We start from the raw sequence: 12,328 nt of genomic DNA on the forward strand, positions 1-12,328 counted from the left end.
TTCCACTATGCCTAGCGCCTGTTCGCCGCCTCGTCGGTCACGATAGACGAGAACGTGTTTCAGTTCTAGGGTAGCGGGTGTGAACCAGACGGCGGATGTGATCGTGATCGGGTTCGGGGCGGCCGGCGCCTGTGCGGCGATCGAGGCCGCGGACGCCGGCGCCGACGTGCTCGTGCTGGACCGGTTCGGCGGGGGCGGTGCGACCGCGTTGAGCGGCGGGATCGTCTACGCGGGCGGGGGCACGGCGCAGCAGCGGGAGGCCGGGGTCGACGACTCGGCCGACGCGATGTACGACTACCTGCGGCTCGAGGTCGGCGACGCGGTGTCGGAGGAGACGCTGCGGCGCTTCTGCGACGAGAGCCCGGCGATGATCGAGTGGCTGGAGCGCAACGGCGTCCCGTTCGAGGGCAGCCTGTGTCCGTACAAGACCTCCTACCCCAACGACGACTACTACCTGTACTACTCCGGCAGCGAGTCCGCGGGCGGGTTCCGCGACCTGGCCAAACCGGCCGCGCGCGGGCACCGCGCCAAGGGGCCGGGCACGTCGGGCAAGGTGCTGTTCGCGCGGCTGGCCGAGGCCGTGCGACGGCGTGGTGTGCGGGTCCTGCCCGCTACGCGGGCCGGGTCGCTGATCGTCGACGACGGCGTGGTGACGGGGGTGCGGGTCAAGACCCTGCACGACGCCCCTGCCCGGGTCCGCGCCGCACACGCCCGCATGGCGCGCTACGCCGCCAAGCCCGGGATCTACGTGCCGGCCGTGCGCAAGGCCCTGCAGCACCGGATCGAGCGGCTGGAGCGGCGGTACGCGCGCGAGGTCGAGCTGCGGGCCCGGCGCGGCGTGGTGATCGCGGCCGGCGGCTTCATCTTCAACCGCGCGCTCGTGCGCGAGCACGCACCCGCCTACCGGGGCGGGCTGGCGCTCGGCACGATCGCCGACGACGGCTCCGGTATCGGGCTCGGCACCGCGGCCGGGGCCGCGACCGCGCAGATGCACCGGGTCTCGGCCTGGCGGTTCGTGACCCCGCCCAGCGCGATGCTCAAGGGCGTGCTCGTGGACGCCGCAGGCAGGCGGATCATCGACGAGTCCCGCTACGGCGCCGCGGTGGGCGAGGTGATGATCGGCAAGCACGACGGCAAGGGCTGGCTGCTCGCGGACGCCGAGACGATCGCCGAGGCGCGCCGCACCGCGCGGCGGGAGAGCCAGTGGTTCCAGTGGCTGCAGGCCCGCTACCTGCTGCACCGCGGGCGCGTCTGCGCCGGCAGCCTGGAGGAGGTCGCGCGCAAGGCCGGGGTCGACGCGGACGGGCTGAAGGCCACCGTCGAGGCGTACAACGCGGCCGCGGACGCCGGTGCCGCCGATCCGGCGGGCAAGCCGGCGGAGTACGTGCGGCCGGTCCGGACCGCGCCGTTCTCGCTGATCGACGTCTCCATCAAGCCCAGTCTGGGTTTCCCGTGCCCGATGCTCACACTCGGCGGGCTCGTGGTCGACGAGTCCACCGGTCAGGTGCGCGCCGGCGACGGCGCGCCGATCGCGGGCCTGTACGCGGCCGGCCGGTCGGCAGTAGGAATCTGTTCCAGGTCGTACGTGAGCGGACTGTCGCTCGCAGACTGCGTGTTTTCCGGACGTAGGGCGGGAAAATCCGCAGCTCGGCGGCCTGAATGATGACAAAAACGAGAACGTGTTCTAGTCTTGCCGGTGAACCGAGAACAGACATGACGGACGGGGCGTGCAGATGACCGATCAGGATGGTCGCGGGGTGCTGGCCGGGGTCCGGGAGCTGCTTCCCGTCCTGCGGGAACGGGCCCAGGAGACCGAGGACGCGCGGCGCATTCCGGACGAGTCGATCAAGGCGCTGCAGGAGACCGGGTTCTTCAAGCTGCTGCAGCCGAAGACCTTCGGCGGCTACGAGGCCGACCCGGTGACCTTCTACACCGCGGTGAAGCTGCTGGCGAGCGCGTGCGGGTCGACCGGCTGGGTCGCCTCGATCCTCGGTGTCCACCCGTGGCACCTCGGGTTGTTCGAGCCGCAGGCGCAGCAGGACGTGTGGGGGGAGGACGTCGACGTGCGCATCTCCTCCTCCTACGCGCCGATGGGCAAGGCGACCGTCGTCGACGGCGGGTACCGGCTGACCGGCCGGTGGAGCTTCTCCTCCGGCTGCGACCACGCGACCTGGGTGTTCCTGGGTGCGCCCGCGTTCGACGCCGAGGGCAGGCCGGTCGACTTCTGCACCTACCTGCTGCCCATCGGCGACTACACGATCGACGACGTCTGGGACACCGTCGGCCTGAGCGGCACCGGGAGCAACGACATCATCGTGGAGGACGCGTTCGTCCCCGCGCACCGCGCGCTGAGCTTCCAGGCGACCTCGAAGTGCCGCACGCCGGGACAGAAGATCAACCCGGGGCCGCTGTTCAAGCTGCCGTACGGCTCGGTGCACCCGTCGACGATCACCGCGCCGATCATCGGCATGGCGCAGGGCGCGTACGAGGCGCACGTGGAGCACCAGCGCAACCGCGTACGCGCCGCGTACCTGGGGGAGCAGTCCAAAGAGGACCCGTTCGCCAAGGTCCGGGTCGCCGAGGCGGCCAGCGAGATCGACGCCGCGTGGCTGCAGCTGACCCGCAACATCGACGAGCTGTACCAGCTGGCCTGCCGCGGCGAGAAGCTGCCGTTCGCCACGCGCCTGCGGGTGCGGCGCGACCAGGTCCGCGGCACCGAGCGCGCGATCGCCGCCGTGGACCGGCTGTTCGAAAACTCCGGTGGCCGGGCCCTCAAGCGCGGCACGCCGATCCAGCGGTTCTGGCGCGACGCCCACGCCGGGCGCGTGCACGCGGCCAACGACCCCGAGCGCGCCTACATCATGTTCGGCAACGGCGAGTTCGGCGTCCCGGTCGAGAATGCGATGGTGTGACATGACCGAGGGCAAGTACGCCGAGGTCCGCGACGGGCTCCGGCTGCACTACCACGAGGACGGCGCCGAGCACCCGGAAACGGTGGTGCTGCTGCACGGCGGCGGCCCGGGCGCGTCGGCGTGGAGCAACTTCTCCCGCAACATCGCGGTGTTCGCCAAGTCGTTCCGCGTCATCGCCGTCGACCAGCCGGGATTCGGCAGGTCGGACAAGCCGACCGAGCACCCGCAGTACTTCACGCACAGCTCCAGGGCGCTCGCGGGGCTGCTCGACGCACTGGGCATCGAGAAGGCCCACCTGGTGGGCAACTCCCTCGGCGGCGGCACCGCGGTGCGGTTCGCGCTGGACCACCCGGCGCGGGCGGGCCGGCTCGTGCTGATGGGGCCGGGCGGCCTGAGCACCAACCTGTTCGCGCCCGACCCGACCGAGGGCGTCAAGGCGCTCGGCCGGTTCGCCGCGCCACCGGGGCCCAGCAGGGACAAGCTCGCCGCGTTCCTGCGGCTCATGGTGTTCGACCCGTCGCTGATCACCGACGAGCTGATCGAGGAGCGCTACGCCAACGCGAGCACACCCGAATCGCTCGCGGCGATGCGCGCGATGGGTGCGTCCTTCGCCGGCGCCGACTACGAGCAGGGCATGCTCTGGCGCGAGGCGTACAAGCTGCGGCAACGGGTGCTGCTGATCTGGGGGCGCGAGGACCGCGTCAACCCGCTCGACGGCGCGCTGGTGGCGCTCAAGACGATTCCGCGCGCGCAGCTGCACGTGTTCGGCCGATGTGGACACTGGGCCCAGGTGGAGCGCTTCGACGAGTTCAACCGCCTGGCCCTGGACTTCCTGCGAGGTGAATGAGATGGGCATCCGCTCACTGGCCTACCTGCGCATCGAGGCGACCGACATGGCCGCCTGGCGCGAGTACGGCCTCAAGGTCCTCGGCATGGTCGAGGGCAAGGGCGGCCACCCGGACGCGCTGTACCTGCGGATGGACGACTTCCCGGCGCGTCTGGTCATCGTGCCCGGCGAGAGCGACCGGCTCGCGGTGGCCGGCTGGGAGGCCGCCGACGCGGCCGATGTGGACGAAGTGCGGTCGCGGCTCGACGCGCACGGTGTGCCGTACAAGGAAGGCAGCGCCGAGGTGCTGGCCGAACGTCGCGTCGCCGAACTGATCAGCTTCGACGACCCGTCCGGCAACACGCTGGAGGTCTTCCACGGCGTCGCGCTGGAGCACCGGCGCGTGGTGAGCCCGTACGGGCACCGGTTCGTCACCGGCGAGCAGGGGCTCGGGCACGTCGTGCTGTCCACGCACGACGACGACGCGGCGCTGCGGTTCTACCGCGACGTGCTCGGCTTCCGGCTGCGCGACTCGATGCGCCTGCCACCGCAGATGGTCGGGCGCCCGGCCGACGGGGCACCCGCGTGGCTGCGGTTCTTCGGCTGCAACCCGCGTCACCACAGCCTGGCGTTCCTGCCGATGCCGACACCGAGCGGGATCGTGCACCTCATGGTGGAGGTCGAGAACACCGACGACGTCGGACTGGCCCTGGACCGCGCGAAGCGGCGGGGCGTCCCGATGTCGGCGACACTGGGGCGGCACGTCAACGACCTGATGCTGTCGTTCTACATGAAGACGCCAGGCGGGTTCGACGTCGAGTTCGGCTGCGAGGGCCGCCAGGTCGACGACGAGTCCTGGATCGCGCGGGAGAGCACGGCGGTGAGCCTGTGGGGCCACGACTTCAGCGTCGGGATGCGGCAGTGATCTCGTCCGCGATCGAACCGGCGCGGTTCCGCCAGGTGCTCGGCCACTTCGCCACCGGGGTCACCGTGGTGACCACGATGGACGGTGACGAGCCCGCCGGGTTCGCGTGCCAGTCGTTCGCGGCCCTGTCGCTGGATCCGCCGCTGGTGCTGTTCTGCCCGGCCCGCAGGTCGCGGACCTGGCCGCTGATCGAGCGCAACGGCCGGTTCGCGGTCAACGTCCTGGCCGAGGGACAGCACCGGGTCAGCACCGTGTTCGGCGCACGCGGCACCGACAAGTTCGCCGACGTCGGCTGGGAACCCGCCCCGTCCGGGTCGCCGATCCTGGAGGACGCCCTGACCTGGGTCGACTGCGCGGTGGAGACGGTCTTCGAGGCGGGTGACCACTTCGTCGTCGTCGGCCGGGTGACGGCACTGGGCGAGCCGTCGAACGGGCGTCCGCTGCTGTTCTACCGGGGCCAGTACACCGGGGCCGCGCCGGTCAAGGCCGACGTGCTCAGCTGGGCCGGTCCGGACGACTGGCTGTGACCACGTCCGCGGCGGCGATCTCGTCCACCGACCGGCCGGTGGTGCGCGGCCCGAACACCGCGGTGATCAGGATCAGCAGCACCATCGCCAGCGCCACCACCGCGAACACCGCCGTGGCGCCCTGTGCTTCCAGCAGGGGGAGCAGCAGGTACGGCATCGCCGCCGTCATCAGGCGCGAGAGCGAGTAGGCCGAACCGGCGGCCGTCGCGCGCAGGCTCGTCGGGAAGATCTCGGCCTGGTAGGCGTGGTAGGCGTTGGAGAAGACGTTGCTGACGGCGGTGTAGCAGAAGCCGAGGACGATGATCGCGGTGCCGGTGGTGGAGTAGCCGAAGGCGAGACCGAAGACCGCCATGCCCGCGGCGGCCGCGACGATCAGCCACTTGCGCTGGACGCGTTCCATGAGCGGGATCGACAGCGCGGAGCCGATCGGGTAGCCGAGGAACGACAGGGCGCTGAACGTCAGCGAATGCGCGACGTCGAAACCCTTGGCGGTGAGGATGATCGGCACCAGCGAGCCGAAGCCGTAGTAGCCGAAGACCTGCAGGACCTGGAACGCCGACAGCATCGCGGTGCGGGTGCGCCACGGTTTCCGGAACAGCGTGGCGAAGCGCTGCGGCCGCGCCTCCACGTGCGGCACCGGTGTCGTGTCGACGGTCCCGTCCGCGGACTTCTCCAGCCGCTGGATGACCTTTTCGGCCTCGTCGTGACGTCCCTGTGCGATCAGCCATCGGGGCGATTCGGGCAAACCGGTTCGCAGCGCCCACACGATCGCCGCGCCGAGCGCGCCGATGACGAACAGCCACCGCCAGCCCGCGATGCCCAGCGGTGCCTCGCCGACCAGGCCGCGCGCGAGGAAACCGGCGGCCGGGACGCCGCAGAAGCCGATGGTGTAGGCCCAGGCGGTGGCCTTGCCGCGGGCGTGCGCGGGCAGCAGGTCGGCGAGGTAGGCGTCGGCGAGCGGCAGTTCGGCGCCGATGCCGATACCCGCGATGAACCGGCAGACCACCAGCATCCACACGTCCGTGGAGAACGCGCCGAGCAGCGTGAACAACGAGTACACGCTGAGGGTGAGCAGGAACGCGCGCCGCCTGCCGATCCGGTCGGCGAGCCTGCCGAGCGCCACCGCGCCGACGAAGGCGCCGAGGAACGCCGACGCGAGCAGCGGCTTGGTCTCGGCGCTGGAGACGCCGAACTCCTTGGACAACACGGTGCTGACGGTGCTGGCGAGGAAGAGGTCGTAGAGGTCGAAGAACGTCGCCACCCCGACGACGGCGATCAGCAGCCGGTGGAAGCGCGTCACGGGTAGCCGGTCCAAGCGGGTCGTCATCGACTGCGCGGCGGTCATGCCGGAAAGTTATCTCCCGATCACCGATCAGGACAACGGTTTCCGTCCGTGGCGGCGGTTACTCTCCTGGAATGGATCTCAGACACGACGCGCGCGAGCTGTCCGACGACCTCGTGGCACTGCGGCGCGCGCTCCACCAGGTTCCCGAACTGGGACTCGACCTGCCCCGCACCCAGGAGAAGGTACTGGCAGCCCTCGACGGCCTGCCGCTGGAGATCAGCACCGGCACCGGGCTGTCGTCGGTCACCGCGGTGCTGCGCGGCGGGGCCGGCGACGGCGACGTGGTGCTCCTGCGGGGCGACATGGACGCCCTGCCGGTCACCGAGCAGACCGGCGTCGAGTACAGCTCGCGGCACGAGGGCCGCATGCACGCGTGCGGGCACGACCTGCACACGGCCGGGCTCGTCGGCGCCGCGCGGCTGCTGTCGGCGCACCGCGACCGCCTGGCCGGGGACGTGGTGTTCATGTTCCAGCCCGGTGAGGAAGGGCACGACGGCGCCGGCAAGATGATCGCCGAGGGTGTGCTGGAGGCCGCCGGCCGCCCGGTCGCCGAGGCCTACGGGCTGCACGTGGTGTCGTCGATGATCCCGCGCGGCCAGTTCGTGTCCCGGCCCGGACCGCTGATGGCCGCCTCCGACGGGCTGTTCGTGCGCGTGATCGGCGCCGGCGGGCACGGGTCGCGGCCGCACGCGGCGCTCGACCCGGTACCGGCGGCGTGCGAGATGGTGACCGCGCTGCAGACGATGGTGACCCGCCGCTTCAACGTGTTCGACCCGGTGGTGGTCACCGTCGGCACCTTCCACGCGGGCACCCAGCGCAACATCATCCCGCCGGACGCCCGCTTCGAGGCCACCATCCGCAGCTTCTCGAAAGAGGCCAGGGAACGGGTCGCCGAGCTGGCGGTGCCGCTGTGCCGGGACATCGCCGCGGCGCACGGGCTCGAGGTGGAGATCAGCTACGAGGGCGAGTACCCGGTCACCGTCAACGACGCCGCGGCGCACGAGTTCGTCGCGGACACCGTGCGCGAGGTGTTCGGCGAGGAGCGGTTCACCACGGCGCCCGACCCGATCACCGGCTCGGAAGACTTCTCCCGCGTGCTCGACCGGGTGCCCGGCGCGTTCGTCTTCCTCGGGGCCACCTTCGCCGACGACCCGGATTCGGTGCCCTACAACCATTCCCCGCAGGCATCGTTCGACGACGGCGTGCTCGCCGACGGCGCGGCGCTGCTCGCCTCGCTGGCCGCGCGGCGCCTGATGAAGGAGGACGCATGACCAGGACCCTGTTCGCCGGCGGGCGCGTCTTCGACGGCACCGGCGCCGACCCGTTCGACGCGGACGTCGTGGTGGAGGACGGCCGCATCGCCGAGATCGGCACCGGGCTGGACGGCGACGAGGTCGTCGACTGCGCCGGCACCACCCTGCTGCCCGGGCTGTTCGACTGCCACGTGCACGTCACGGTGTCCGACATCAGCCTCGTCAAGCTGTTCCAGAAGCCGTTCTCCTACCAGTTCTACGAGGCGGCGCGGAACCTGCGCAGCACACTGGAACTGGGCATCACGACGGTGCGCGACGCGGGCGGTGCGGATCTGGGCATCAAGAAGGCCCAGGCGGACGGGCTCATCTCCGGGCCGCGCCTGCAGATCTCGATCGGCATCATCAGCCAGACCGGCGGGCACGGCGACGACTGGATGCCCTCCGGGCACTGCGTTCCGCTGACTCTGCCGCACCCCGGCCGCCCGGCCGTGGTGGTCGACGGGCCCGACGAGATGCGGAAGGCCGCGCGGGAGCTGCTGCGCGCAGGCGCCGACGTGCTGAAGGTGTGCACGACCGGCGGTGTGCTGTCACCGGGCGACGACCCGCGGCACACCCAGTTCACGCCGGGCGAGCTGGACGTGCTGGTCGCCGAGGCGGCGATGCAGGGCAAGTGGGTGATGGCGCACGCGCAGGGCACCGACGGCATCAAGAACGCGGTTCGGGCCGGGATCCGGTCGATCGAGCACGGCATCTACCTCGACGACGAGGCGATCGAGCTGATGCTGGCGCACGGCACGTGGCTGGTGCCGACGCTGATCGCGCCGATCGCGGTCATCCGGGCGGCACGGGCGGGCGCCGCGCTGACCGACGAGATGGTCCGCAAGGCCGAGGACGTGGCGGAGGTGCACGCCGAGTCGATGCGCCGCGCGGTCGAGGCCGGGGTGAAGATCGCGATGGGCACGGACAGCGGCGTGGGCCCGCACGGCACGAACCTGGAGGAGCTGCCGCTGATGGAGGCGGCCGGCATGAGCCCGGGTCAGGTGCTGGCGGCGTCGACGTCGTCGGCGGCGGAACTGCTGGGCTGTGACGCCGAGCTGGGCCGGCTGGCGCCCGGGTTTCGCGCGGACCTGGTCGTGGTGTCCGGCGACGCGTACGACCTGGCCGCGCTGCCCGGCCGGGTGCGCGAGGTCTGGCAGGACGGCGTGCGGGTGGCGGCGCCGGGTACGGAGAAATGAGGAGACCCCCGGACCGCGCCGAAACTGGGGGAGGAAGGCGCGGCCCGGGGGCCTCGCCCCAGCGCCCGAGGGGGAGGTAAGCGCCGGAGCACCGGCCGGCGAAAAACTGGGGAGGATGTCGCCGGCCGTACGTGTTCAGGATAGCGCGCGTTTCGCTGTGCGGACCCTTTTCACCGGAACTGAACGGGTTTTCCGTCCCTCGTCGTGGCCGTCTCCGGGGTGCGGCGGGGCAGAACGGCGTTCAGCGTGCCCCGCGAGCGTTCCGGGTGGTGTCACAGAACGAGGTCGGCGAGAACGGTGTTCAGCGCCCCGGCGAAGGCTTCCGCGTTGCGTTGCGGCGCGAGGTGCGCGCCGGGCAGTTCGACGAACGGCAGACCCAGTTCGAGCGCGAGCGCCCGCGCCGGCCGGTAGTGGTAGAAGCCGCGGCTGCCCTCGCCCGCGGTCAGCACGATCGGCACCGGGCTGCGGCGCAGCACGTCGAGGTCGGGCAGGTAGCGGTAGAAGCCCGCCAGTTCGCGGTCGAACAGCAGGCGCCACTCGTGTTCGTGCGGGAGCCGGACGGTCTTGAGCGGCGGCAGCCCGGCGCCCGCGATGGAGCCGAGAAAGCCCTTGAAGGCGCCGAAAACGTCCCCCGCGGTGCTGGCCGCGGCCTGCTCCTCGGCGAAGGCGATCCACTCGTCGGCGTCGGGCAGCAGACCGACGGTGGGTGGCTCGTGGACGACCAGCCCGCCGACGACGTCCGGGTGCCGGGCGGCGAGCTCCAGCCCGATCGCGCCACCGGCGCTGCTGCCGAACACGAGCGCCTTGCCGTATCCGAAGTGCTCGACGACGGCCCGCACGTCATCCGCGTGCCGGGTGACGGTCAAGGGCCCGTCCGTGGTGTCCGTGCTGCCGAAGTGCCCACGCCGGTCGTAGGCCAGAACGGTGTACCGCTCCGCGAGAAGCCGCGCGAGGGCCCGGTACGAGGCGGCGGCCCCGGTCCCGCCGGGGATCAGCAGCAGCGCCGGCCCGGCGCCGCTCCGCTCGACGTGCAACTCCCCGTCCGGCACCGGGCACGTACCGCTCTCCGTCATGGCGGCAGTCAAGCACACCGGTCGGGCCGCGCCCCGCCGTGCTCGGCTCGCGGTCTGCCCGTGCCCTTTCCACAGTGGACGCCGCCGCCGGGTCAGGCCTCCGTCAGCGCCGCGGCCAGGCCCTCGCCGAGGGGCGTCGTCGGCCGGCCGATCAGCGCCCGCAGCTCGCCCGTGGCGCCGGCGAGGGTGCCCTCCGCGATGTTCCGGTCGAGCGCCACCACGAACCCGGCCGTCTCCGCGGGCACGCCGGCCTCGATCAGTGCCGCCCGGTGCTCGTCGGCCGTCAGGTTGCGGTAGGGGATCTCCCGGCCGGCGATGGCCGAGATCTCGGCGGCCAGGTCGTCGAACGTCCACGCCACGTCGCCGGCCAGTTCGTACGCCTCGCCCTCGTGACCCTCGCCGGTGAGGACCGCGACGGCCCCCGCGGCGAAGTCGGCCCGCGTGGCGCTCGCGACGCGTCCCCGCCCCGCACTGCCGGTCAGCACGCCCGTCGCGATGGCCTGCTGGGCCGGCTGGACGTAGTTCTCGGTGTACCAGTTGTTGCGCAGGAAGGTGAACGGCACGCCCGACGCGCGGATGATCTCCTCCGTGGCCTTGTGCTCCGGCGCCAGCACCAGCGACGTGTCGTCGGCGTGCGGCGCGCTGGTGTACACGAGATGCGTGACACCGGCCTTCGCGGCGGCGTCCACCACGGCCTGGTGCTGCGGGACGCGACGGCCCACCTCGGTGCCGGAGATCAGCAGCACCTTGCTCGCTCCCGCGAACGCCGCGTCCAGGGTCTCCGGCCGGTCGTAGTCGGCTTCCCGCACTTCGACGCCCAGGTCGGCGGCCTTCTCCGGGCTGCGGACGGCGGCGACGACCTGCCCGGCGGGCAGCTTCGCCCGCAGGCCGGCGACGACGTGACGGCCCAGCCGGCCGGTGGCCCCGGTGACGACGATGGTCATGGTCATACTCCTTCTCCACAGGTTGCGCTCTCCAAGTTAGTACTAACTTCTAGTAAGTGCCAACTCTATGGTTAGTACCGAGTATGATGGGGGCATGAAGCTCGACGGTCCCTGCGCCGATGCCGCGCACGACCAGCTGGTCGCCGACGTGTTCGCCCGGGCCTGCGCGTCGCGGGGCGTGCTCGAGCACGTGACCGGGCGCTGGGGCACGCTCGCCCTCGCGGCGCTGGCCGAGGGGCCGTTCCGGTTCAACGCGTTGCGCCGCAAGGTCGACGGCGTGAGCGAGAAGATGCTGGCCCAGACGTTGCAGGCGCTGGAGCGCGACGGTTTCGTGCACCGCGAGGCCGAGCCCACGATCCCGCCGCGCGTCGAGTACAGCCTGACCCCGCTGGGCGCCGAGGTCGCGGCCCGGTTGCGGGACCTGATCGAGTTCGTCGAGGGCCGGCTGCCGGACGTCGTCGCGGCCCGGCACGCCTACGACGAGGCGAAGGCCCCGCGTTAGCGCTGGGCGAGGAACACCAGTTCCATCCCCGGCCGGTCGGGCGCGTCCCGCACGTCCAGCACCCGGAATCCCTGTGAGGCCAGGGTTTTCCCGATTTCGTCGCGGTCCCGGAACCGCAGTGTCGAGTCGGAGGTGACCTCTTCGCCGTCGGCCAGGAACCGGTAGGTGAAGCGGAACGACACGAGCGGCAGGCTCACGTCGGTCACCTCGAGCCGGCGCTCGACGGGGCCGCTCCCCGGCACGTCGAGCACGAGCGGTTCGCTCGCGGCCCAGTCCTCCCACGCCCGCCGCTCCGGCCGGCGCGTCTCGAAGACGAAGTACCCGCCGGGGCGCAGGGCCGCGTGGATGCCGGCGAGCGTGTCGGCCCAGCCGGTGTCGGTGAGGAACACCTGCGCGACATTGCCCGTCATGACGGCGAGATCCGCGTCGCCGGGCGGCAGATCCGTCGCATCGCCGTGGATCCACGTCACCGTCCCGCCGGTGTCCTTCGACCGGGCCACCGCGAGCGACGCGCCGGCCGGGTCCACGCCGACGACGGTGCGCCCGCTCGCGGCGAGGAGCAGGGCGAGGTTCCCGGTGCCGCATCCCACGTCCACCACGTGCTCGGCGCCCAGTTCGGCGGCGATGGACAGGTACAGGTCCAGGTCGTCGCGCTCACCGTCGAAGGCGTCGTACACCGGGGCCAGCCGGGGATGGGCGAAGATCGCGTCGGGCACGGCCGGAGCATACTGAGTGCCGCCGGATGCGCGCGCCCGTTTTTGCCGCCGCGGGTGAGCGGCCCGGCCG

12 protein-coding genes are annotated in these 12,328 nt (G+C 71.9%); 8 read left to right on the forward strand and 4 right to left on the reverse strand.

Annotated elements, in window-relative coordinates; translation table 11 throughout:
• The first annotated feature begins 79 nt into the window (after positions 1-79).
• From FB470_RS20755 to hsaB, 5 genes are all read left to right on the forward strand, one after another.
• Positions 80-1,663, forward strand: coding sequence for an FAD-binding protein (locus FB470_RS20755; protein WP_306993933.1), 1,584 nt, complete (start codon positions 80-82; stop codon positions 1,661-1,663).
• A 70-nt stretch (positions 1,664-1,733) separates the two neighbouring features.
• Positions 1,734-2,912 carry a 3-hydroxy-9,10-secoandrosta-1,3,5(10)-triene-9,17-dione monooxygenase oxygenase subunit gene (gene hsaA / locus FB470_RS20760; protein ID WP_306993935.1) on the forward strand — a complete coding sequence of 393 codons (1,179 nt, stop codon included), beginning with the start codon at positions 1,734-1,736 and terminating at the stop codon, positions 2,910-2,912.
• A 1-nt stretch (position 2,913) separates the two neighbouring features.
• The gene (gene hsaD, locus FB470_RS20765; protein ID WP_306993936.1) at positions 2,914-3,759 is read left to right on the forward strand and encodes a 4,5:9,10-diseco-3-hydroxy-5,9,17-trioxoandrosta-1(10),2-diene-4-oate hydrolase; all 846 of its coding nucleotides are present in this window, start codon (positions 2,914-2,916) and stop codon (positions 3,757-3,759) included.
• A 1-nt stretch (position 3,760) separates the two neighbouring features.
• Entirely contained in the window at positions 3,761-4,663 is a 903-nt protein-coding gene (gene hsaC / locus FB470_RS20770; protein ID WP_306993938.1) for an iron-dependent extradiol dioxygenase HsaC, read from the forward strand.
• Entirely contained in the window at positions 4,660-5,190 is a 531-nt protein-coding gene (gene hsaB / locus FB470_RS20775) for a 3-hydroxy-9,10-secoandrosta-1,3,5(10)-triene-9,17-dione monooxygenase reductase subunit (RefSeq protein WP_306993940.1), read from the forward strand. Before hsaC ends, hsaB begins: the two co-directional genes overlap by 4 nt.
• On the opposite strand, the gene FB470_RS20780 is transcribed toward hsaB, so the two are convergent.
• The gene (locus FB470_RS20780) at positions 5,159-6,535 is read right to left on the reverse strand and encodes an MFS transporter (protein WP_306993942.1); all 1,377 of its coding nucleotides are present in this window, start codon (positions 6,533-6,535) and stop codon (positions 5,159-5,161) included. The genes hsaB and FB470_RS20780 overlap by 32 nt on opposite strands.
• 71 nt (positions 6,536-6,606) lie before the next feature.
• On the opposite strand from FB470_RS20780, the gene FB470_RS20785 reads away from it, so the two are divergent.
• Together FB470_RS20785 and FB470_RS20790 are read left to right on the forward strand one after the other, a co-directional pair.
• Positions 6,607-7,806 (forward strand): M20 metallopeptidase family protein, encoded by a 1,200-nt coding sequence (locus FB470_RS20785; RefSeq protein WP_306993944.1) that lies wholly within the window; start codon positions 6,607-6,609, stop codon positions 7,804-7,806.
• Complete coding sequence (locus tag FB470_RS20790; protein WP_306993946.1) at positions 7,803-9,023, forward strand: metal-dependent hydrolase family protein; 1,221 nt, start codon at positions 7,803-7,805, stop codon at positions 9,021-9,023. Before FB470_RS20785 ends, FB470_RS20790 begins: the two co-directional genes overlap by 4 nt.
• Positions 9,024-9,295: 272 nt before the next feature.
• Here the strand turns inward: FB470_RS20790 and FB470_RS20795 are convergent, their stop codons facing one another.
• Together FB470_RS20795 and FB470_RS20800 are read right to left on the reverse strand one after the other, a co-directional pair.
• Positions 9,296-10,096, reverse strand: a complete 801-nt coding sequence (locus tag FB470_RS20795; RefSeq protein WP_306993948.1) for an alpha/beta fold hydrolase — start codon at positions 10,094-10,096, stop codon at positions 9,296-9,298.
• 92 nt (positions 10,097-10,188) lie between these two features.
• The gene (locus tag FB470_RS20800; protein WP_306993950.1) at positions 10,189-11,040 is read right to left on the reverse strand and encodes an SDR family oxidoreductase; all 852 of its coding nucleotides are present in this window, start codon (positions 11,038-11,040) and stop codon (positions 10,189-10,191) included.
• 94 nt (positions 11,041-11,134) lie between these two features.
• Here FB470_RS20800 and FB470_RS20805 point away from each other — a divergent pair, with 94 nt between their 5' ends.
• Positions 11,135-11,542: a winged helix-turn-helix transcriptional regulator gene (locus FB470_RS20805; protein WP_306993952.1), complete on the forward strand. Its 408-nt coding sequence runs from the start codon at positions 11,135-11,137 to the stop codon at positions 11,540-11,542.
• Here the strand turns inward: FB470_RS20805 and FB470_RS20810 are convergent.
• A complete protein-coding gene (locus tag FB470_RS20810; protein ID WP_306993954.1) occupies positions 11,539-12,258 on the reverse strand; it encodes a class I SAM-dependent methyltransferase in 720 nt (239 codons plus the stop codon). The genes FB470_RS20805 and FB470_RS20810 overlap by 4 nt on opposite strands.
• Positions 12,259-12,328: the final 70 nt, after the last annotated feature.

The sequence above is a fragment of the Amycolatopsis thermophila genome, from assembly GCF_030814215.1.
Taxonomy (GTDB): domain Bacteria; phylum Actinomycetota; class Actinomycetes; order Mycobacteriales; family Pseudonocardiaceae; genus Amycolatopsis_E; species Amycolatopsis_E thermophila.

Bases quoted from the DNA above. Each gene is read 5' to 3' on its own strand.
- FB470_RS20805 (WP_306993952.1), top strand. From the start codon at position 11,135: ATGAAGCTCGACGGTCCCTGCGCCGATGCCGCGCACGACCAGCTGGTC.
- hsaD (WP_306993936.1), top strand. From the start codon at position 2,914: ATGACCGAGGGCAAGTACGCCGAGGTCCGCGACGGGCTCCGGCTGCAC.
- FB470_RS20785 (WP_306993944.1), top strand. From the start codon at position 6,607: ATGGATCTCAGACACGACGCGCGCGAGCTGTCCGACGACCTCGTGGCA.
- FB470_RS20780 (WP_306993942.1), bottom strand. From the start codon at position 6,535: ATGACCGCCGCGCAGTCGATGACGACCCGCTTGGACCGGCTACCCGTG.
- hsaA (WP_306993935.1), top strand. From the start codon at position 1,734: ATGACCGATCAGGATGGTCGCGGGGTGCTGGCCGGGGTCCGGGAGCTG.
- FB470_RS20790 (WP_306993946.1), top strand. From the start codon at position 7,803: ATGACCAGGACCCTGTTCGCCGGCGGGCGCGTCTTCGACGGCACCGGC.
- hsaC (WP_306993938.1), top strand. From the start codon at position 3,761: ATGGGCATCCGCTCACTGGCCTACCTGCGCATCGAGGCGACCGACATG.
- FB470_RS20795 (WP_306993948.1), bottom strand. From the start codon at position 10,096: ATGACGGAGAGCGGTACGTGCCCGGTGCCGGACGGGGAGTTGCACGTC.
- FB470_RS20800 (WP_306993950.1), bottom strand. From the start codon at position 11,040: ATGACCATCGTCGTCACCGGGGCCACCGGCCGGCTGGGCCGTCACGTC.